This window comes from Flavobacterium gelatinilyticum, assembly GCF_027111295.1.
Taxonomy (GTDB): Bacteria; Bacteroidota; Bacteroidia; order Flavobacteriales; family Flavobacteriaceae; genus Flavobacterium; species Flavobacterium gelatinilyticum.
This window is the reverse complement of record NZ_CP114287.1, coordinates 4,679,266-4,702,287: the sequence shown is the minus strand read 5'-3', so window position 1 is coordinate 4,702,287 and position 23,022 is coordinate 4,679,266. Positions and strand designations below refer to the sequence as shown.

16 protein-coding genes are annotated in these 23,022 nt (G+C 33.8%); 12 read left to right on the top strand and 4 right to left on the bottom strand.

Annotation, left to right across the window (positions count from 1 at the left end):
* Positions 1–18: 18 nt before the first annotated feature.
* From OZP11_RS20325 to OZP11_RS20295, 7 genes are all read left to right on the top strand, one after another.
* A complete protein-coding gene (locus OZP11_RS20325; protein WP_281232318.1) occupies positions 19–618 on the top strand; it encodes an HPP family protein in 600 nt (199 codons plus the stop codon).
* Positions 619–827: 209 nt separating this feature from the next.
* Positions 828–1,367, top strand: coding sequence for an IS1096 element passenger TnpR family protein (locus tag OZP11_RS20320; protein WP_281232317.1), 540 nt, complete (start codon positions 828–830; stop codon positions 1,365–1,367).
* Positions 1,368–1,461: 94 nt separating this feature from the next.
* Positions 1,462–1,827: a four helix bundle protein gene (locus OZP11_RS20315; protein ID WP_281232316.1), complete on the top strand. Its 366-nt coding sequence runs from the start codon at positions 1,462–1,464 to the stop codon at positions 1,825–1,827.
* Between the two features lie 38 nt (positions 1,828–1,865).
* Entirely contained in the window at positions 1,866–2,924 is a 1,059-nt protein-coding gene (locus OZP11_RS20310; RefSeq protein WP_281232315.1) for a nucleoid-associated protein, read from the top strand.
* A gap of 291 nt (positions 2,925–3,215) precedes the next feature.
* The gene (locus OZP11_RS20305; protein WP_281232314.1) at positions 3,216–4,439 is read left to right on the top strand and encodes an NAD(P)/FAD-dependent oxidoreductase; all 1,224 of its coding nucleotides are present in this window, start codon (positions 3,216–3,218) and stop codon (positions 4,437–4,439) included.
* Between the two features lie 207 nt (positions 4,440–4,646).
* The gene (locus tag OZP11_RS20300) at positions 4,647–5,153 is read left to right on the top strand and encodes an RrF2 family transcriptional regulator (protein ID WP_281232313.1); all 507 of its coding nucleotides are present in this window, start codon (positions 4,647–4,649) and stop codon (positions 5,151–5,153) included.
* A gap of 158 nt (positions 5,154–5,311) precedes the next feature.
* Entirely contained in the window at positions 5,312–7,681 is a 2,370-nt protein-coding gene (locus tag OZP11_RS20295; protein WP_281232312.1) for a GAF domain-containing protein, read from the top strand.
* A 260-nt stretch (positions 7,682–7,941) separates the two neighbouring features.
* Here the strand turns inward: OZP11_RS20295 and OZP11_RS20290 are convergent, their stop codons facing one another.
* Positions 7,942–9,120, bottom strand: coding sequence for a Pycsar system effector family protein (locus OZP11_RS20290; protein WP_281232311.1), 1,179 nt, complete (start codon positions 9,118–9,120; stop codon positions 7,942–7,944).
* A 25-nt stretch (positions 9,121–9,145) separates the two neighbouring features.
* Here OZP11_RS20290 and OZP11_RS20285 point away from each other — a divergent pair, with 25 nt between their 5' ends.
* Positions 9,146–12,880 carry a metallophosphoesterase gene (locus tag OZP11_RS20285; RefSeq protein ID WP_281232310.1) on the top strand — a complete coding sequence of 1,245 codons (3,735 nt, stop codon included), beginning with the start codon at positions 9,146–9,148 and terminating at the stop codon, positions 12,878–12,880.
* A 102-nt stretch (positions 12,881–12,982) separates the two neighbouring features.
* Here OZP11_RS20285 and OZP11_RS20280 read toward each other — a convergent pair whose 3' ends face one another.
* Both OZP11_RS20280 and OZP11_RS20275 read right to left on the bottom strand, forming a co-directional pair.
* The gene (locus OZP11_RS20280; protein WP_281232309.1) at positions 12,983–13,840 is read right to left on the bottom strand and encodes a hypothetical protein; all 858 of its coding nucleotides are present in this window, start codon (positions 13,838–13,840) and stop codon (positions 12,983–12,985) included.
* 27 nt (positions 13,841–13,867) lie between these two features.
* The gene (locus OZP11_RS20275; protein ID WP_281232308.1) at positions 13,868–14,920 is read right to left on the bottom strand and encodes a hypothetical protein; all 1,053 of its coding nucleotides are present in this window, start codon (positions 14,918–14,920) and stop codon (positions 13,868–13,870) included.
* A gap of 96 nt (positions 14,921–15,016) precedes the next feature.
* On the opposite strand from OZP11_RS20275, the gene OZP11_RS20270 reads away from it, so the two are divergent.
* From OZP11_RS20270 to OZP11_RS20260, 3 genes are all read left to right on the top strand, one after another.
* Entirely contained in the window at positions 15,017–15,928 is a 912-nt protein-coding gene (locus OZP11_RS20270) for an ABC transporter ATP-binding protein (RefSeq protein ID WP_281232307.1), read from the top strand.
* Between the two features lie 3 nt (positions 15,929–15,931).
* On the top strand, positions 15,932–16,768 hold the full coding sequence (locus OZP11_RS20265; RefSeq protein WP_281232306.1) for an ABC transporter permease: 837 nt from the start codon (positions 15,932–15,934) through the stop codon (positions 16,766–16,768).
* A 72-nt stretch (positions 16,769–16,840) separates the two neighbouring features.
* A complete protein-coding gene (locus tag OZP11_RS20260) occupies positions 16,841–19,123 on the top strand; it encodes a T9SS type B sorting domain-containing protein (RefSeq protein WP_281232305.1) in 2,283 nt (760 codons plus the stop codon).
* Positions 19,124–19,345: 222 nt separating this feature from the next.
* Here the strand turns inward: OZP11_RS20260 and typA are convergent, their stop codons facing one another.
* A complete protein-coding gene (typA, locus tag OZP11_RS20255) occupies positions 19,346–21,142 on the bottom strand; it encodes a translational GTPase TypA (protein ID WP_281232304.1) in 1,797 nt (598 codons plus the stop codon).
* Positions 21,143–21,310: 168 nt separating this feature from the next.
* Here typA and OZP11_RS20250 point away from each other — a divergent pair, with 168 nt between their 5' ends.
* Entirely contained in the window at positions 21,311–23,020 is a 1,710-nt protein-coding gene (locus tag OZP11_RS20250) for a PAS domain-containing sensor histidine kinase (protein WP_281232303.1), read from the top strand.
* Positions 23,021–23,022: the final 2 nt, after the last annotated feature.

Sequence of the window (23,022 nt, the reverse complement as noted above, 5' to 3'; positions counted from 1 at the left end):
TAAATATTTTAAAGACTTATGCCGACTCAAAAAATTCGAAGAAGTTACCGCAAAACACGTTACATTCTTTATAAAGAAACTTTAATCGATTATAAGGAACACTTTTGGTCATTTTTAGGATCATTTGTTGGAATTGGAATTCTGGCTTATGTGCAGTCGATACATTTTTCAGGACCTGATGCTGTTTATTTAATTGGTTCTTTTGGAGCTTCGAGTGTTTTGGTTTACGGAATTATCCAAAGTCCATTCTCTCAGCCCCGAAATTTAGTTGGCGGGCACTTGGTTTCGGCCATTGTTGGCGTAACGGTTCATAAACTGGTTCCGGATATTATGTGGGTTGCCGCACCGCTGGCTGTTTCAATCGCCATTATCTTAATGCAGATTACCAAAACACTTCATCCGCCGGGAGGCGCGACAGCCCTTATTGCTGTTATTGGTACAGAAAAAGTAAAATCATTGGGTTATATGTATGTGATTTCTCCTGTTTTAGTAGGTGTCCTTATTTTACTTTTAACGGCTTTGATTTTTAACAACATGACACCAAGCAGAAGCTATCCAAGTCATAACACTTACCATAAACATTATCATAAACTTAGAAAAAGACTTAGCAGAAGATAAGTTTTTCTCTTCCTGCAAGGTTTTCAAAACCTTGTAGGTATAACTTTAGTAATAATCAAACCTACAAGGTTTTGAAAACCTTGCAGGAACACAAAGTAAGTTAAAACTAATAAAAACAGCATTTTAAAATCTTTTCAACAAATCGCGATTCCTGATTCGGATTTCGTTTTTTATATTTTACCTTTGACCTCTCAATAAAAACAAAGATTATGGTTTATAAATTTAGAGTAATTCTAGACGCCGAAGAAGATATCTTCAGAGACATCGCAATTCTTGAAGACGATACTCTTGAGGATTTACATAATGCAATCTTCAATGCTTTTGGTTTTGACGGGTCAGAAGTGGCTTCATTCTACACTTGTGATGAAACCTGGAATCAGGAAGATGAAATTCCGCTTTTTGATACAGGCGATGTTCCGGGAGAACAAAGAACCATGAACGATTATCCGTTGTCGAGTATTTTAGACAAAGAAAATACAAAGATTATCTATGTTTACGATTTCATCAGTATGTGGACTTTCTTAGTCGAACTGGCCGCCATCGAAGAAGAAGCTGTTGGAGCAACTTATCCAGAAACTTTATTCTCTCACGGTGAAATGCCGGATGAAGCCATCGAAAAAAACTTCGAAGCCGATATGCACGACGATATCTACGGAGAATTTGAAGACGACCTTGACGAAGACGATCTTGACATGTTCGAGGGCGATGACAGCTTCGAAGATTACGGATTTGAGGAGAATTGGAATTAGTTTTTTTGAGGTTCTAAGGTTCTGAGATGCTAAGGTTCTAGGTTTTTATTTTGAAGGTTTTTTCTTATTTTTATATTTAATTTAAAAATAAGAAATGAGTAACTTTAGAAACCTAATTATCTGGCAGAAGTCAATGAACTTGATTACCAAAATTTATTCCTTAACAAACAAATTTCCAAAAGAAGAAATCTTCGGATTGACTTCACAAATCAGACGCAGTTCGATTTCTATTCCCAGTAATATAGCTGAAGGATTTGGAAGAGAAAGTGATAAAGATCTTTTACGTTTTTTAAACATTTCTATAGGCTCACTATTTGAAATGCAAACGCAATTAGAAATCGCAAAAAATATATCTTATTTAAAAGAAGACGATTTTAATAACTTATATGAGGATAGTCGCGAGGTAGAAAGAATGTTAGTTTCTTTTATAAAAAAAATAAAAGATAGAGCTAAACCTTAGTACCTTAGGATCTCAGAACCTCAGCACCTAGAAAAAAAATGATCAATTTATTCAACACCCACATCGACACGCTGGCGATACACCGCGTAGGAAACAAAAGCCGTAATGAGGCTATTTTCTTATCAGAGCAGCCATTTAACTTAAATGATGAAATTGTACCGCTGATAAAAGAATTCTTTTTTAAACCTTTTAGAGAAAAAGAAGAAAACTATTATCAGTTTGCACATGAAGTAGACTTAGACTACAACGACATGTTTAAGTATGCAACTGAAATTTTTGCTAATCCGGCGAATGTTCATGAGGTTTCTAAAAAAATCACAAAACATTTATACGAACAGTCAAATCACCCGCACATTAAAAACGGAGAGGTTTATGTAACCTATTTGACTAATCTTAGTATTGATAACAATGTTGTTGATGCAATTGGTATTTTTAAAAGCGAATTACAGGCTGACTTTTTGCAGTTTGAAGAAAACGGAAGCAACCTTGAAATGATTTTACAACAGGGAATTAACCTGAGTAAATTAGATAAAGGATGTTTGATTTTCAACTACAAAAAAGAAGAAGGATACAAAATCCTGACTGTAGACAGCAACCGTTATGATGCGCGCTACTGGCTAGAGCACTTTTTATCTGTTGATGCTTTTGAGGATGAAAATTTCATCACAAAGAAATATTTAAAATTCTGTCAAAACTTCGCAAAAGACGTTGTTTTGCCGGCAGAAGACAAGAAAGAGGAAGTTATGTTTATGAACCGATCTGTGAATTATTTCGCTAAAAATGATCAGTTTGAAGAACAAAATTTCTTGAATGAAGTACTAGACAATCCTGATTTAATTCCTGAATTTAAAAACTATAAAGTTGATAAAGGAGAAAAATACAGCATCGAAGATGTAACCACATTCCCTATCGCCAACGCAGCAGTTTCTGACGCCAGAAAATCGATTAAAAACGTAATTAATCTGGATACCCACATTCAGATTAAAATGGATTTCATCAATCCGGAAAGCGCAGAGAAATTTGTTGAAAAAGGCTGGGATGAAGAAAAACAAATGTATTACTACTTAGTGTATTTCAATAAAGAAGAAAAAAGCTAAGAAGTTTTCATTTTCTATTACTTACTTACTAAAACAGAAAACGGCAATTACATTTTGTAACTGCCGTTTTTTTATGTCTGAATCTTAAAGCAATTTTAGTCTATATAGCATCGGAAAAAACTTTTTTACTTTTTTAACTCAAAAAAAAACAAAGCCACAATTATTTAAATTATAAGATTTTAGATACTTTAGAAAAATAACTTTCAAATAAAATGTAAGATTTATTTTATAATTAAGTTTTATTTCATTTAATTTGCGACAAATAATATCGTAATTATCTATTAAAAGAAAATGAAAAAGCAGTTATTAATTATTGGAGGTGGATTTGCAGGTTTCTGGAGTGCTTTAAGTGCTGTTAGACAAAGTCGTGAATTAAAAAAAGAAGGCGAACTAGAGGTAACTTTAGTAAATATGGATGAATATATGACGATTCGTCCGAGATTATACGAGGTGTCATTAGAAGGATTAAGAGTTGAGCTTAATAAATATTTTAAGCCGTTAAACATCAAATTAATTATTGGTAAAGCAGAAATCATCAATCCGGAAGAAAAACTGGTTACGGTTGCAACAGACAGTGGATCTAGAATTTTGACTTATGATTTTCTTGTGCTTTCTTCAGGAAGTGTTTTAAAAGCAATTAACATTCCAGGTATTGAAAATACTTTTAATGTAGACACATTCAATGGTGCGCAAAGATTAGAAGATCATGTAACACAATTGGCAGAAAAAGGTTTTAATGCAGAAGGTGCAGCGACTTTTGTAGTTGCCGGAAGTGGATTAACCGGATTAGAAATAGTTACAACAATTAAAGAAAAAGCAGCGAAAATCTGGAATACTTATTCTCAGGATGCAATGGATTTTAAAGTCGTGCTTATAGAAAAAGGGGATAAAGTAGGAAATTATTATTCAGCTGAAGCGCAGGATTATGTTATAAAAACCTTAGAATCTAAAGACGTGAAAATCATGACAGGTGTTTCATTGGCAGGCGTAACTTCAAACGGAGCAACATTAAGCGATGGCACTTTTATACCTTCACAAACGGTTATTTCGACTGTTGGATTGGTGGCAAGTTCACTTTGTAATTTCTTTAAAGGCGAAAAAGATAATTTGGGACGTCTTCATGTAAACAAATATCTTCAATTGGAACAACATGAAAATGTAATTGCAGCCGGAGACGTTGCTAATATTCCGGTTGATGACCAAGGAAATACTTCTCTTATGGCATGTCAGTTTTCTATGTTCTTAGGAAAATGGGCGGGACATAATGCGGTAAACAGTTTGTTTTCTCAACCTTTAAAACCTTACAATTATACAGATTATGTTACTTGTGTCGATTTGGGCCAAGAAGACGGAATGCTGACAACTGGCTGGGAACGCAGTCTGGCGGTAAGCGGAATTGAAGGCAAAAACATCAAAATGGAAGTTACTACAAAACTAATTTATCCTGCTGATGATGTTGAAACTGCTCTGGAAGAATCTTTTCCAGAAGTTCCAAATGTGAGCCAGAACGCTTAATATTTATTAATCAAATTATCTGTTGCGTGTAATTATCTTCAACACATAGAAACATAGTTTTTTAGAGATTTAAAAAAGGCGTTTCACTTACTTAAATGCACATAGCTTCTATGTGTGGAAACTAGTTTCTTCTACTCTCTTTTTTGAAATAAAAATCTATGTTTCTATGTGTTAAATTACATTCAACAAATTAATCAAATTATTTGTATGCCAACTCTTGGAAAAAATGTTGAATATGCGATACACTCTCTGGTTTATTTGATTGATAATCCGAAAAGCGAAACCATAACGGTGCGTGATTTGGCTAATTTTCAAAATATATCCGAAACTTATTTGGCTAAAGCTTTTACCAAATTAAAAAAAGCAGGAATCGTTAAGTCAAATATCGGAGTAAAAGGAGGTTATAAACTAGCCAGATCAGCAGAAGAAATAACATTTTTAGATATTGTTCTTGCCGTAGAAGGAGAAATTTCATTTTTTGAATGCAATCAAATTAGAGATAATTGTATAATGCTGGACAAGGAAAACCTTCCGTGGAAAAAAGACAGCGTTTGTGCGATACATCAGGTAATGATTGAAACAGAAAATAAAATAAAAGATTCGTTACGCGAAAAAAATCTGCAATGGGTTCATAATATGATCCGGAAACAGTACGGACAAGAAATGATTGATAATGCACAAGATTGGTTTCAGTCAAATGTTTTCAACAAATAAGTTTAAGCATTCATTAAACTAAATACAAAAAACGGCAGTTACAAAATGTAATTGCTGTTTTTTATTTAAACAAATATCTATATTGCTATAAATTAAAGAAATAAAAAAATGTCGGGCATTTTTAATTTATCATTAATTTTGTATAAAAAAATACCACGATGGATATTCACTTATTTAAAGAAAGTCCTTTCACTACCATAATTTCATTTCATAAACTAATCGAATCTTTTGAAGCAATCGCTTTATCAAATATCGATTACAGATCTAATTATGCCAAAGCAATTTTAGAGCAAATCGAATTGATTCCGGAATTAAAAACCGGAATTCAGGATTATTCTGTCATTAAAGAAAATGAAGGATTAATTAAAAATATATTAGCCGATTTGTTTCCGACTGCTTTGACGCACAATGAAATAAAAGCCGTCACCATTCCATTTCAAAATATCTCTTTTAATTATACAGAACGTTTTAAAAAAATTCTGAAAAATGCCGGAGACGAATTTTATATGGAAATTCGTGATTTTGATGAGCATCAATTTTATATTAATAATTGTTGTTTAATTTTAAGTGATTATTACAATCAGCATATTGATTTCAATAAACCGTTTTTTTATGACATTCCAAACGAAATTGGTGTAGAGAAACACTATCGCATTTTGTATAATGCTGATTTCATGGAAATTATTCCCACAGAAAATGCTGTTCATTTAACTCAGGAAGATATTGACCAACTGATTGACAATTATCAGGATATCAATTTATGGAAATCTAAATTCCCAAAAGGAAGCTGGATCCTGAGAGGTTTTGGAATCGTATCTTTGTTTGATGCCACTACAGAAAGTGCCATTTCGACGCTAAAAAGCAGTTTACTTAAACCTGAAGTAAAAACTGTTACAACAGATCAGGAAATCTCAAATATTTTTCAATCTATTTTTAATTTGCCAAACTTAAAAGTTGGTTTTATTATTTATAATCCTGAAGAAGAAAAGTTTATAAGACCAACCAAACATGATAACCATCTAAATAGTTTCCTGCTTCATGCCGATCAGGAAGTAGACTGCAAAAATGCTTTTTTTGGTTGTTCTTTCGAAAACTTACTCGACAAAAACGAACCTTTTGTTATTTCGAATGTCAGCAAATTTACAGAAGAATCTACAAACAAGATACTAGGACAGCATTTGTTAAAACAAAATATTCAAAGCTGTATCTTCGCGCCTGTTGTTAAAGACAATCATTTGTTGGGAGTTGTCGAATTGGTTTCTGAAAACCCAAGAGATTTAAATTCCGTTAATGCTACAAAACTAGAATTGGTTCTGCCTTACTTAACCGATACTATTGATCGCTATAATACGGATATGCAGCATCAGATTGAAGCGATTATTCAACGTGAATACACTACAATTCATCCAAGTGTATATTGGAAATTTAAAAAAGAATCTCAAAATTATTTTCAGAATACAAATCCAACAAAGGATTATATTTTTAAGGAAATTGTCTTCAAAAATGTATTTCCGTTGTACGGACAAATCGATATTAAAAGTTCGTCTGAACATAGAAACGAAACAGTAAAAATCGACTTAAAAAATCAGCTTTCTGCGATTTTGGAAATTTTCGATAATCAAAAACCTAATTCTAATTTGGTGCTTTTGGAACAAAGAAAATTCGAATTGGAGTCACTTCGAAGCGAATTGGATTTTCCTTTAAAAGCAGATACTGAACAACATATTCAAAGATATATTGAAGAAGAAATTCATCCGATTTTAAAAAACACCAGAGAAAATTCTAAAAACGAAAAGCTGGAAGAATTGTATTTTGAAAATCTGGACGAAAAAACAGGAATGTTTTATCAGGAAAGAAAAAAGTTTGATAATGCAATGTCGATTATCAATAAACGACTGGCAGCTGTTTTGGATAAAAAACAAATTGAGGCACAGCAAATTTATCCGCATTATTATGAACGTTTTAAAACTGATGGTGTAGAACACAATTTGTATATCGGAGCTTCAATTTCTCCAACTAAACCTTTCGATATTATGTATTTGCATAATCTTCGTTTGTGGCAGTTACAAACTTTATGCGAAATGGAATTAGAACATCATCAGCTTAAAGAATCGCTTCCGTATGAGTTGGATGTTACTTCTTTAATATTAGTATTTAGTCAGCCGCTTTCTATCCGTTTTAGAATGGATGAAAAACGTTTTGATGTTGATGGAACGTATAATGCAAGATATGAAGTAGTTAAAAAACGTATCGATAAATCGAATATTAAAGGCACAAATGAAAGAATTACCGAAAAAGAGAAAATTACAATCGTATATTCTCAAAACAGCGAAGAAGCCGAATATTTAAAATACATTAAATATCTGCAGCACAAAAAAATTCTTGAACCGGCAATAGAACAATTTGAAGTTGAAGACCTTCAGGGAGTTTCTGGTTTGAGAGCAATTCGTGTGAAAGTAATCAATAATGCAGCAAACGCTGCGGTCAAAAAAATAACATATCAAGATTTATTAGATGAGCTCAACTAAAAGTTGGGCTTTTTTTATGCCATTTATTTTTTTAAACACATAGAAACATAGATTTTGAAAACTTACAAGAGGCATTTCATTTTTTTAAACAAACATAGCTTTGGCTAATTTAGTTAGTTAAAAAAAGCTTTGTCAAAGTTTGGAATTTGACAAAGCTTTCTTCATTTTCAGCTATGTGTTAGAAACTAGTTTCTTTCTTCAATCTCTTTTAGAAATAAAATCTATGTTTCTATGTGTTTAAATTTCATCAAACCCAATAATCATATTGATTTAAAAGCAATTACAAACGAAATCACGGTAATAATAATTCCGAACATAAATAAATTGTAGGCAATTCGGAGTAAGTTATATTTTCGTTGCAAAACCAATCCTAAATAATATAAATCTTTGATCATTGTTGAGTACAAATAATCACGGTCCTTCATCATTTCATTCATAGCCCAGTCATAATCTTCAAGAGGCATTTTGTAGAAATTTCCAAAAAACATTAAATTGACCTTTTTGGCTTCAACATCTCCACGCGTAAAAAATCCGGATGTCACTTTGGGCCTTGTAGAAAGAATAGCAAAAATAATGGTAACTACGCTCGACATAAGCATTACAAAGGTTGGAATAACTAAATGTGCATTTTTAGGGCTGTCTAATTTTGGAATAATGGTCGAAAGTGCGATCGAAATAATAATCGCATTTACAGACAATAAAATATTAGCTTTACTATCAGCAATTCCACTCAAACGTGTGTGATTCCCTAGCGTAACACGAAACAAAGTATCAATGCCACGATCTGGTTTTTCTACTTTATCTTTCTTTTTGTTTTCGGTTTCGATGGCCGCCGCCGCTTTCAACTCTTGTTTGTTTATCTTTTTCTGAATAACGAGTAGATTTTTTTCTTTTAGAGGCTGCCACTTTCTTAAGGCATAATCTGTATAAAAACGATGTTTATTTAATAAAAAGTTTAAATTTTCTTTTGTCCATTCGGCATTAGAAAAATTTACAATTCCGGTATTTTTGAGTTCCAAACGAAGTAATTCGCAGGTTGTAGTATATTCAGTTCCCATTAAATGCGCATAATCGGCATCTTTAATGATTTTTTCTAAATGTGTTTTTGGTTCATATTCTTTGGCAGTAGCCAAAATCAAACCCGACACCAGCGCAATAAATTCTTCTGATTTTCCCTTTTGTCTTAAAAAATCAGATGCAATTTTGGTACTGGCTTCCTCATGATTTTCATATCCTTCAATATAACCCGTATCATGAAACCATGCTGCGGCCAGAAGTGCCTCTTTATCATCACCTTCTACATCTTCTTTTTTGCATAGTTCTTTTACCGCTGTTACTACTGTGAAAGTATGGTTAAAATTATGATAAGAATATAGATTAGAAAGTTTATCTTTGAGTAAATTACTGACGAAATCTTCGGATTGTTCTATTAAATTCATAGAGAATATTTTATACCACTAAATTATGAAATTGTTTTTGGATAATCATTTTATTGCCAAAATTAAAAACTTTTCATTGGCAATTATAGTGCTGATCATTTTTTATTCGTGTGCGACGCGTAAGCCTCAGTACGGAAAAAATGTTGGTGCTGTCGAAACAGAAAACGCAACAGATACCATAAAAATTGCACATACATTTTATCTTGCGGGCGATGCCGGAAATGCCGATGAACAACAGGCGCAGCAGACACTTGACCTTTTACATAAAAAGCTTAAAAAAGCCAGCAAAAAATCAACACTTTTGTTTTTAGGAGATAATATTTATCCTAAAGGTTTTCCGGCTGATAAAAAATCTGAGGACAGGGCTTTGGCCGAAACAAAACTGGATAATCAGTTAAAATTAGCGAAAGGTTTTAGAGGAAAAACCATTTTTATTCCCGGAAATCACGACTGGTACAGCGGTATTAAAGGTCTTGAAAAACAGGCAGATTATGTAACAAAAAAATTAGATGATAAAAAAGCCTTCATGCCCAGAAAATCCTGCGCAATTGAGGATGTAAAAATTGATAGTACCGCCACGTTAATAATCGTAGACAGCGAATGGTTTCTTGAAGACTGGGACAATCATCCTACGATTAATGATAACTGCGAAATTAAAACCCGTGAAGACTTTTTTGATGAACTCGAAAGTATCTTAAATAAAAATCAGGAAAAAACAGTTGTTCTCGCAATTCATCATCCTTTATTAAGCAACGGAACACACGGCGGGCAATTTTCGCTGGAGAAACAATTATTTCCGTTGGAGAAAAAAATTCCGCTTCCGGTAATTGGCTCGTTTATTAATTTGTTGAGAAAAACATCCGGAGTGAGTCCGCAGGATATTCAAAATAAACAGTATACCATTTATGCCAAAAGAATTAAAACTCTTTTGCAGAAACAGAAAAACGTAATTGTAGTTTCGGGCCACGATCATAATCTGCAATATATCAGCAAAGAAAACATTCAGCAGATTATCAGCGGTGCCGGATCAAAATCAGAAGCGGCACGAGCAATAAATCCGTTTGATTTTTCATATGGAGGCAATGGTTATGCAACTTTAACTTTATACAAAAGCGGCGATGCGAAGGTTTCTTTCTTTGGAAATGAAAACAACAAAGAAAAACTGCTTTTCGAACGTGAAATCATAAAAGCGAAAGAAATCAACTGGGCTTCGGATATTCCGAATAATTTCCCTTCAAAAATGACGACTTCTATCTATTCAACAAAAATGACAGATAAAAGTATGTTTCATAAATTTTTGTTCGGACAACATTACAGAAAATATTACAGTATGCCAATCGAAGCAGAAACAGCAACGGTAGATACTTTAAAAGGCGGGCTGAAACCTATTCGCGGCGGCGGTGGTCATCAGTCGGTTTCTTTGCGTATGTCAGATCCGCAAGGGCGTGAATATGTAATGCGTGCTATGAAAAAAAGCGCCACAGTCTTTTTACAGTCGGTTGCCTTTAAAGATCAATATGTCGTAAATGATTTTGAAAAAACCTATGCCGAAGATTTCTTATTTGATTTTTATACGACTTCGCATCCGTATTCTTCTTTTGCAATTGGAAGCATGTCGGACAAAATTAATCTAAGGCATACCAACCCTATTTTATATTATATTCCAAAACAAAATGGTTTAGGAGAATTCAATGCGAGTTTTGGAGATCAATTGTATATGGTGGAAGAAAGACCTGCTGACAATCATCTTGACGGCAAAAATTTTGGAAAACCAACAAATATTATTGGAACAGATGATATGATGCTGAATCTGCATAAAGACGAAAAATATGTTGTTGATGAAAAAGAATACATCAAAGCCCGTTTGTTTGATATGCTTTTAGGCGACTGGGACAGGCATAGTGACCAATGGCGCTGGGCAGAGTATAAAGAAGACGGAAAGGTAATCTACAGACCAATTCCGCGTGATCGTGATCAGGCATTTGTAAAATATGACGGAGCCTTGCTTTCTATTTTAATGAACATTCCTGCACTTCGCCACATGCGAACTTTTAAATACAAAATTGATAACGTAAAATGGCTGAGCAGAGAACCTTATCCTATGGATCTGGCTTTCTTAAAAACAGCGACAGAAAAAGACTGGATCGAACAGGCTGAATACATTCAGAACAACTTATCGGACAGCGATATCGATGCTGCTTTTAAAAATCTGCCAAAAGAGGTTCAGGATGAAACGATTGACGAAATAAAAGCAAAGCTGAAAAACAGAAAGAAAGATCTTCAAAAATATGCAGTCCGCTATTCTGATGTTTTAAGCAAAACGATTATGATTGCCGGAACAGACAAAAAAGACAAATTTGTTTTGAATCATAATGTGAGAAAAGGAATTGAAATTCAGGTTTTCAGGGTTAAAAAAGAAGGCGATGAATTATTGTATACCAAAAATGTAACCGATGCCAAAACCAGAAATTTATGGATCTATGGTTTGGATGATAATGACATTTTTGAAGTTAAAGGAAATGAGAAATCAAGAATTAAAATCCGTTTAATTGGAGGTCAGAATAATGATACTTACAATATCGAAAACGGAAGAAGGGTTATTGTATACGATTTCAAATCAAAAGAAAACACGTATAATCTGGATTCTAAAACTCAGACGCAGTTAACAGATGATTATGATGTTAACCAATATAATTATGAAAGACCCAAATACAATGTGATTTCAGGACTTCCAAATGTTGGTTTTAATCCTGATGATGGTGTAAAAGTGGGGGTTAACTTAAATTATACGGTTAATAATTTCAAACAGAATCCGTACACGCAAAGACACGTTGTTAATGCATTTTATTATTTTGCAACGGGCGGTTTGGAGTTTAATTACGCAGCTCATTTCCCAGGATTATTAGGAAAATGGGTTATTGATGTTGAATCATTATACACTACTCCAAATTTTGCCATGAATTATTTTGGATACGGAAATGAAACCAAATACGATAATGATGAAGTTGGAATGGATTACAATCGTGTCCGCATTCGCAAATTTAATGCTTCCGGAGCAATCAGGCATGTTGGAAGATACGGAAGCGAATTCAGCATTCAGCCAATTTTCCAAAGAATGACGGTTGAAGAAACAGAAAACCGATTTATTGATCTTCCGGGAATTGTAAATCCTAATGTTTTTGACAGTCAGAATTTTGGAAGTTTAAAGGTGAAATATCAGTTCAAAAATTCTGATTTTGCAGCGAAACCAACTTTAGGTATTCATTTTATGATTGCCGGAACCTGGACAACTAATCTGAACGAAACGCAAAAGAACTTCCCTACTCTTGAAAGTATTTTAGGGTTTACTCATAAAATCGATCACAACGGAAAACTTATTCTGGCAACATACCTAAAAGGAAAAGCGATTTTAAATAATAATTACGAATTTTATCAGGGAGCTGCTTTGGGCGGTGATACTGATTTGAGAGGTTTTAGAAACGAGCGTTTCTTAGGAAGTTCATATTTCTCTCAAAGTTCTGATTTACGTTTAAGCATCGGAAAAATACAACGCACCATTGCTCCTATGACATACGGAATTTTAGGTGGTTTTGACTACGGAAGAATCTGGCTTGATGGTGAAAATTCAAGAAAATGGCATCATGATTACGGCGGCGGACTCTGGTTGAACGCAATCAATGTAATTACAGCCAGAATATCTTATTTCAAATCTCCTGACGAAGTGGGAAGGGTTATTTTTGGAGCAGCTTATAGTTTTTAATTTAGATACAAAGGCACATAGTGACAAAGGTTCAAAGGTTTTTAGTTGTAATCTTAAAAAAAAAACTTTGAACCTTTGTTCCTTTGCAGCTTTGAACCTTAATTAAAGCTTAAACTCATACACCTTTCCTCCTATTTTGTTTGTCTTTTCATCTGAAATCAGCAAAGTGTTGTTATCTTTAAAAACTATCGCTTCTTTTTGTGAAAAGTGATTTAAGTTTATTTCCGTTTGAGTTCCTTTGTGAAATAAATCCCCTTTGAAATCTTTAAACAAAACAATTTTGTCGTGACTTAGCAAAACCACTTTTTTTCCGTCCGGACTAATTGTTGCAGCAGTTACAACACAGTGATTGTAATTATTGCAGGTTTTAAATTCACCAATTTTTACCGCTTTCTGGGTTCCTGCCGCATTTTTAATTTTATAGATAAAAGCAGTTCCGTCAAAACCTTTGCTTCGGTTTTTAGTAAAAAGATAAAAGAAACCTCCGTGTTCGAAAAAACCTTCAACATCAAAAAACATTTCTTTTTTCTTTGGAGGAAATTCTTTTTGTTCCGGATAAGAAAATGAGATTTTATATTCGGCGGAAGCCTGATCATTATTTAACTGTTTTTTAGCAACTTTATAAATACACAAATCCCTTCGTATATTATCATTGTTTCCAAAATCGCCTATGTAAATATTCCCTGCTTTATCTTTGGTAATATCCTCCCAGTCGACATTTACGGCATTGGTGATTTTTATAGTTTTAGCTAATTTCCCTTTAGAATCAAGAGCATAAATCGCATTTTTATTTCCGCTGTCTTCTAAAGTATAAATCAGATTGTTTTCAGGAAAATACGTTATTCCTGAAACTTCTTTCAATTTCTTCGGGAGCGAATACAATTCTTTTAAATCAGAATCAGATTGCTGCTGGCAGGCTAATAAAACAATTGAAACAGCAATTAAAAAAGACTTTTTCATAAATTTCATTTTATATTTTACTGCATATTAAAGCAGGTTAGTATTTTTAAAATTACGGGTTATGAATTCGAATGCGGCGTGCATGATATGTCCCATCGATATAGCGTTTTTAAACTTCATATCATTGGTATAATGGTACAATTCCATTTTAAGCTGTTTCAGATGTTCCTGAGTCGAAATCGTATCATGGCACATAATGTCCAGTAATTTGGTAATTCTGGCCTGTGCCGAATAAATACGTTTTGCCAAAATTGCTCTTTCTTCATCTTTATACTGAAGAATAGATCGTTCTTCCAGCTTTTCTTTGACCAATAAAATCATCGGATAGTTCTCTTTAAAAAACTGCGGACGGTAAACTTTGAAATTTCCCTCATAACATTGCTGATCAAAATCGATTGGACGGATTTTATACACTACCTGATCAAAATCGTGAATTGGAACAATTACATAATTGTAAGCCCGCATATCGCCTAAAAGCCGGATCATGCATCGTTCGTTGAATTTAACAAACTCTTTAGCAATTTGAGCTTTCTCGGTTTCTGAACAAGTATGAAGAAAAACTTCCATAAAAATATCACCGGGAATCCCAACAATATGTTCTTCTATCAGGGTATCATTGTAAACCAGAAAGTTAATTTTATCCGGAGACAGAATATCTTCGAGTTCTAATCCGTAAATTCTGGAAGCATCGGCTTTTTTAATATAAAAATGAACATAGTTATCATTCAGGATATTTCGGACTTTTACCCTGAAAGGTTTTGAATTCCCGAAAGTACAAAAGTCAATAGCATCCACATTTAAATACTGAATAATCTCATTATTCCCGTCAGAATGCAGAAGCGAATATATTTTCTTAAGATTAAGATCTATTTCAACTCTTTCAAATTCATCATAATACACCCGAATCCATAATGTATCTTCTCCGTTTTTATCGTAAACATTTACTGAACCCGCAAACCGCAGTAAGTCATCGTAAAAAATAGATACTTTTGAAATACGTTCGTACTTGTCCAGATAATTTAGCAGCGGGCGTGTTAAGGGGTAAGACGGTTTTTTAAAAACCATTAATGGTTCGCTCATTTTGAATAACTTTATTACAAATTTAGAGAAAATTAAATTCCGCGTAACAATATCAGGGCTTATTCGTCTTACTAAAAACCTTAAACCGAAATAAATTTGGAAACCATACTTACTATCGAAAATCTCAGCAAAAGATACGGGCGTATTCAGGCTCTAAAAAATGTGTCTTTTTCTATACAAAAAGGACATGTATACGGAATTTTAGGCCCTAACGGAAGCGGAAAATCAACTACTTTAGGGATTGTGTTAAATGTGATTAACAAAACATCAGGCGATTACAAATGGTTTGACGGAAAAGTAAAAACACACGATGCGTTAAAAAAAGTAGGCGCCATAATCGAGCGTCCTAACTTTTATCCGTACATGACAGCCGAAGAAAATCTGAAACTGGTCTGCAAAATTAAAAGCATTAATTATTCTAAAATTGACGAAAAGCTGAGTCTGGTTGGTTTAATTCAAAGAAAACACAGCAAATTCAGCACCTTTTCATTAGGAATGAAACAGCGTCTGGCTATTGCATCGGCACTTTTAAACGATCCTGAGATTTTAATTTTAGACGAACCTACAAATGGTCTTGATCCGCAGGGAATTCACCAGATACGTGATATTATTAAAGAAATTGCTTCGGAGGGAACCACTATTTTACTGGCTTCACATTTATTAGATGAAGTCGAAAAAGTATGTTCGCATGTCGTAGTTTTAAGAAAAGGAGAAATTTTATACTCCGGTTCTGTAGATGCCATGTCTGCCAATGAAAGTTTCTTTGAAGTTTGTTCCAATGACAATGCCGTTCTAAAAACAATTCTGATAAATCATCCGGCAGTAGACCGAATTGGAGAAGAAGACGGAAAGCTTTTAGTATACTTAAAATCAGAATTAACAGCTTCTGAACTCAATCAGTTTTTATTTTCAAAAAACATTGTTTTAAGCCACCTGGTAAAACGTAAAAACAGTTTGGAATCGCAATTTTTAGAATTAACCCAAAATACCAATCCAAAAACGAACTAAGCCATGAAAAGACTTATCTCTATAGAACTGCAAAAAATCTGGAAAAACAAAGCCAGCAGCACTTTAACACTCACCTATTTCATTTTACTTTCTTTTATTGCTCTTATTGCATCAATAAAATTTGACGTTGGTCCTTTTAAATTCCATCTTGCCGAAATGGGAATTTTTAATTTTCCGTTTATCTGGCACTTTAATACCTACGTGGCTGCGTGGCTTAAATTTTTTCTGGCTATTGTCATTGTTTCCATGATGGCCAACGAATACAGCTATGGAACTTTAAAACAAAACTTAATCGATGGTTTAAGCAAAAAAGAATTTATCCTCTCTAAATTTCTTACCGTAGTGGTATTTGCTTTTTGCTCTACTGTTTTTGTTTTCATAATGAGCTTAATTCTGGGACTGTGTTTTTCATCTTACAATGAAATAGGCATCATTTTTAGTGATCTGGATTATCTTTTAGCATTTTTTGTAAAACTTACAGGTTTCTTTTCTTTCTGTTTATTTTTAGGAATATTAGTAAAACGTTCTGCTTTTGCATTGGGTTTTCTTTTACTCTGGAGCATTGTTGAAGCGATAATAAAAGGTTTTTTAGTGTTTCAGGTTTTTCCAAACAGTACTACAGGCGATAAGATTGTTCAGTTTCTTCCTCTTGAAGCAATGTCGAATTTAATTTTAAATCCTGCTCCAAGATTGTCTGTGGTAAAAAATATCGGCTCGCAGATAGGAATAAATTTAACTAATAACTACGCTGTAAGCTATTTTTCAATTTTTATTGTACTGGCCTGGACGTATCTATTTGTACTATTTTCTTACAAACTATTAAAAAGTCGGGATTTATAGTATATTTGTTATACTATGAATCAGACAAAAAGCTTACTTATTATTCTCTTTTTATGTGTTTCATCACTACAGATGAAAGCACAATTTATAACTATAGATGACCAAAGAACACCGCAGCAGCTTATTGAAAATGTTTTAGTTAACAGTTCATGTGCTGCGGCTTCAAACTCAACAGGAAGTGGAGACACCTTTAGACCCGGCCGTCAGAGTTTTGCATATTTTAACAGTAACGGAAGCGGTTTCCCCTTTAGTGAAGGAATTGTTTTGGTAACTTCTACAGCTCAAAGTGCTGTCGGACCATTTGAACAGCAGCTTATAAGCACTGACAATACAAACTGGCTTGGCGACAGCGATCTTGATCAGACATTAGGAATTCGTTCTGTCAATTCAACTGTATTAGAATTTGATTTTGTTGCATCTGCCAGCTTATTAAGTTTTAATTACATTTTTGCTTCAAACGAATATCAATACGACTATCCCTGCCATTATTCAGATGGATTTGCTTTTTTAATTAAAGAAGCCGGAACAACAAATGCATACAAAAATCTGGCTGTTCTTCCTAATACTGCCTTGCCGGTTTCTTCTATAAACATTCATCCAAGAATCGCACCCGGTACAAGACCAGGCGGTATTACCTATACAGGCTGCGAAGCAGATAATGAACATTATTTTAATGGTATAAACGGCAATACAAGCCCGGTAAATTTTGCGGGACAAACTGTGGTTATGAATGCCCAGACAGATGTTATTCCGGGAAAAACATATCATGTTAAGTTGGTTATTGCTGATGATCAGAACAAAAATTTAGAATCGGCTGTGTTTCTTGAAGCCGGAAGTTTTACTTCTAAAGTTACATTAGGAGAAGATCGTACTATAGCCGGAAATAATCCTGCCTGCTTTGGCGAAAAAGTACTTTTAGACACCAAATTAAACAGTACCAATTACACATTTAAATGGTATAAAACAGATAATCCTTCTGTAACCTTAGGAACAAATTCAACTTATGAAGTTACAAATGCAGGAGTCTATAAAGTAGATGCGACTGTAACAGGAACAACTTGTATTACATCCGGCGAAATAAAAATCGATTATGCACCGGAAATTTTTTCTGCTGATACATCTCTTGTACAATGTGATGATGATACTGATGGTATTTCTATTTTCAATTTAGGCAAAGTAAATAATATTGTAAAAAACAATAATACATTTATTTCTAATGAAGGTTTCTATGAAACGGTAACCGATGCAGAAAATAAAACAAATCCAATAGCAGACCCTGAGCATTACAGAAACAAAGCACCGGATCAAATTGTTTATGCACGTCTTGAAAACGAGTTTGATTGTTTTAAAATTGCCGAAGTTACCCTGAAAATTTCAAACACCCCGATAGCTGATCCAAATCCGATCCAGATTTGTGATATGGATGAAAATCAGGATGGTCTGTCTCAATTCGATCTGAACGCCCAAGTTACACCTGTTATTATCACAGGTCTTCCGGCAGGTTTAACTGTAATTTATTATGCCAATTCAACCGATGCCGTAACAGAAACCAATCCTCTGCCAAATATTTACTCTAATACAACGCCTTTTAACCAGACGATTTACGCAAGAGTCATTAACGGACCTAGTTGTTACGATATTGTTCCGGTCAATTTGGTTGTCAATACTTTTAATCCGCCAAATTTTGATGAAGAAGTTTTATATCTGTGCAAAGGCAGCAGCAAAACTCTGTCTGTAGATCCGGGATTCAGCAGTTATTTATGGAATACGGGAGAAACCGCCAATTCAATAATTGTAACAAGTGCAGGCGATTATACTGTAACCGTACAGAATGCGGCGGGATGTGAAAAAACGAAAAAGTTTGTTATCATTCTATCTGAACCTGCCGTTATAACAAATGCTGTAATCAAAGATTTCTCAGGAAACGATAATTCGGTTTTAATAGAATATACAGGTACCGGAAATTACGAATTTTCACTCGACGGAGTAGTTTTTCAGGATGAACCTCTGTTTACAAGAGTACCGGCAGGAGCCTACAATACGGTTGTAAGAAATAAAAACGGCTGCGGATTATCGAATATTTTCACCATCTATGTTTTAGATTATCCTAAATTCTTTACTCCAAACGGTGACGGTTTCAATGATTTATGGACAATAGAAAAAACGAGTACAATGCCAAATTATACCATTCACATTTTTGATCGTTACGGAAAATTATTGAAACAATTAAACCAAAACAGCTCGGGCTGGAACGGAATTTTTAATGGTCAGCCTCTTCCGTCTGATGATTACTGGTTTACGTTATTATTTGCTGATGGTAAAAGTGTGAAGGGACATTTTAGCCTGAAAAGATAAAGAGGGTTTATAATTGTCAAAATCTCAATATATCAAATTCTAAAATTGGGTTAAAGCATTCTAAAACCTGAAACTTGAAACTTGAAACCTGAAACTTGAAAACCCAATCCCGTTCGAGAATCTTTAATTCTAAAAACGAAGACAAAAGTTTACTAATAGTAAAAAAACAAATCCCAAACTCCATATGGAATTTGGGATTTCTTATATTGAAAATTAATCTAATTAGATTTTGAATCTCTTTCTATCTGTTTCGCTCAAGTAGATTTTTCTTAAACGAAGTGATTTTGGAGTAACTTCAACATACTCATCTTTTTGAATGTACTCTAAAGCTTCTTCTAAAGAGAATTTGATAGCGGGAATAATTCTGGCTTTATCATCAGCTCCAGAAGAACGTACGTTAGAAAGTTTTTTCGTTTTAGTAACGTTAACAGTCATATCATCGCTGCGAGTGTTTTCTCCAATTACCTGACCTTCATAGATATCCTCGTTTGGATCAACGAAGAATTTACCACGATCTTGTAATTTATCGATAGAGTAAGGAATTGCTTTTCCGTTTTCCATAGAGATTAATGAACCATTGTTACGTCCAGGAATTTCTCCTTTGTATGGTTCGTATCCAATGAAACGGTGTGCCATAATAGCCTCACCAGCAGTAGCAGTAAGTAATTGATTTCTTAAACCGATAATTCCACGAGACGGAATGTTGAATTTAATAATCATACGCTCACCTTTACCTTCCATAGAAAGCATTTCTCCTTTACGGATCGTTACGAATTCAACCGCTCTACCTGAAAGGTTTTCTGGTAAGTCGATAGTTAATTCCTCAATTGGTTCACATTTAACACCATCCACTTCTTTGATGATAACTTGCGGCTGACCAATTTGAAGCTCGTATCCTTCTCTTCTCATAGTTTCAATAAGAACTGACAAGTGAAGTACCCCACGACCAAAAACCATGAATTTATCAGCAGAATCAGTTTCTCCAACTTTCATCGCTAGATTTTTCTCCAATTCTTTTGTTAACCTTTCACGGATATGTCTGGAAGTAACAAATTTACCTTCTTTACCAAAGAAAGGAGAATCGTTAATTGTAAACAACATACTCATTGTTGGTTCGTCGATTGCAATAGTTTGTAAAGCTTCTGGATTTTCAAAATCAGCGATAGTATCACCAATCTCAAAACCTTCGATACCAACTACAGCACAAATATCACCGGCAACAACTTCTTCTACTTTTCTACGGCCTAAACCTTCGAAAGTATGTAATTCTTTAATTCTTGATTTGATTACTTTACCATCTCTTTTTACCAAAGAAATTGGCATTCCTTCTTTCAAAGTACCTCTTTCAAGACGTCCGATAGCGATACGACCTGTAAAAGAAGAGAAATCTAAAGATGTAATCAACATTTGAGGAGTTCCTTCAGAAACTTTAGGAGCAGGTACGTTAGCAATAACCATATCTAATAATGGCTCAATGTTTTGCGTTTGAACTTTCCAGTCTTCAGACATCCAGTTGTTCTTTGCAGAACCATAAACTGCCGGGAAATCCAATTGTTCTTCCGTAGCACCTAATTCAAACATTAAGTCAAAAACTTTCTCGTGAACTTCTTCAGGAGTACAGTTTTCTTTATCAACTTTGTTGATAACCACACATGGTTTTAAACCTAAGTCGATCGCTTTTTGCAATACAAAACGCGTTTGAGGCATTGGTCCTTCAAAAGCATCTACCAGCAAACAAACACCATCGGCCATGTTCAATACACGTTCTACTTCACCTCCAAAATCCGCGTGGCCTGGAGTATCAATAATATTGATTTTTGTTCCTTTATACTGAACCGAAACGTTTTTTGAAGTAATAGTAATACCTCTCTCACGCTCTAAATCATTATTATCTAAGATTAAATCACCTGTATTTTCGTTCTCACGAAATAATTGACAGTGATACATAATTTTATCAACCAAAGTGGTTTTACCGTGATCGACGTGGGCAATAATTGCAATATTTCTAATAGATTCCATTTGTGATTTTTAATGGGTGCAAAAGTACACTTTATTTTGTAAAAAAAAATGTTTCTATGATAGTTTGCGTATATCCAACTAATTAGTTCATTAAAACAGTGTTAATTTAGTACTTAAAATGAACTTTACTTATTGTTTATTTATAGTTAATTTAACTATATTTGATTGATGAAAAGTAAAACTCTCCAAATTATTCTAGTTTACGTTATCATATCGCTAATTGTGGCAGTTGTCAGCCATAATTTACTAAATGACTACTTATTCAATCCTAAATTCTCTTACTTTTTCTTAACAAAAGATATTTCTTTTATACTCATTACTGGATTCATTTTCAAATACATACTTTCCAAAAACGAACGAAAAAATATTGCTGTCTTTAAAAAATTAAAAGAGACAAACGAAGAAATTAAAGAATCCAACGAAAAATACGATATAGTAGCAAAAGCGACCAGCGACACTATTTGGGACTGGAAAATTCAGGAAGACTGTATCAACTGGAACAAGGGAATTGAGAGCGTATTCGGCTACAAACAGGAAGAAGTCGGCAAAACCTCAAAATGGTGGTTTGACAAAATCCACCCCGAAGACAGTATCAGAATGTCTGTTAAACTATATTCTTTTATTGAACAAAAAACAGAAAAATGGCAGGATCAATACCGTTTTAGATGTGCAGACGGAACTTATAAATATGTTTTAGACCGTGGTTTTCTTCTAAAAGATGAAAATGGAAGAGCCATAAGAATGATTGGAGCTATTCAGGATATTACCAAACAAAAAGAAGAAGAACAGAGGCTAAAACTTTTAGAAACTGTAATTACACAATCTAAAGATTCTATTTTAATTACTGAAGCGAATTCGTTAGACAGAAAAATTCCCCGAATTGTTTATGTAAATCCGGCTTTTTCTCAAATGTCAGGTTACAGTTCGGATGAAATAATAGGAAAATCGACTAATATCTTCAAAGGACCAAACTCAGATTCAGAAGAATTAAAAAAGTTACTGCGTGCCATAAAAAACGAAGAAGAATGTGTAATCGAAACTATTACGTACACCAAAACAAAAGAAGAATACTGGGTGCGTTTTGCCATGATTCCGATTTTCAACAACGAAGGCGTCATTACGCACTGGATTTCCATTCAAAGAGATATTACGGATGAGAAAAAACTTGAAACAGAAAAAGAACATCTTATTCGGGAACTGACACAAAACAACAAAGACTTAAAGCAATTCTCTTATATAACATCCCACAACCTTAGAGCACCTTTATCAAATTTAATTGGACTATTAAATCTTATAGAAGATATTCCGGTAGAAAACGAAGAGTTAGAAGAAATCCTGACAGGATTTACGAAATCTACTCATTTATTAAACGAGACCATAAACGATCTGGTAAAAGTAATTATCATAAAAGATAATCCTTCGATGCAAAAAGAAGAAGTATTTTTACAGGAAATTTTTGAAAATGTTTTTAACCAATTATCTTTTCAAATTGAACTGCACAAACCTATTATAAAATTAAAATTTGAAAAAGTCCCTACCTTAATTATAAATAAAGCTTATCTTGAAAGCATTTTACTGAATCTGCTGACCAATTCGATAAAATACAAATCAGAAAACAGAAAGCTGAAAATATCCATTACCGCAGAACAGATAGATCACAAAGCCATACTAACGTTTAAAGACAACGGAATTGGAATTGATCTTGAAAGAAATCGCGACAAGGTTTTTGGACTTTACCAAAGATTTCATAACTATCCTGACAGCAAGGGACTGGGTTTATATCTGGTAAAATCGCAGGTAGAGACAATGGGAGGCACAATTAGTATTGACAGTGAAGTCAACAAGGGCACAACATTTACCATAACATTTAAAAATTAAAA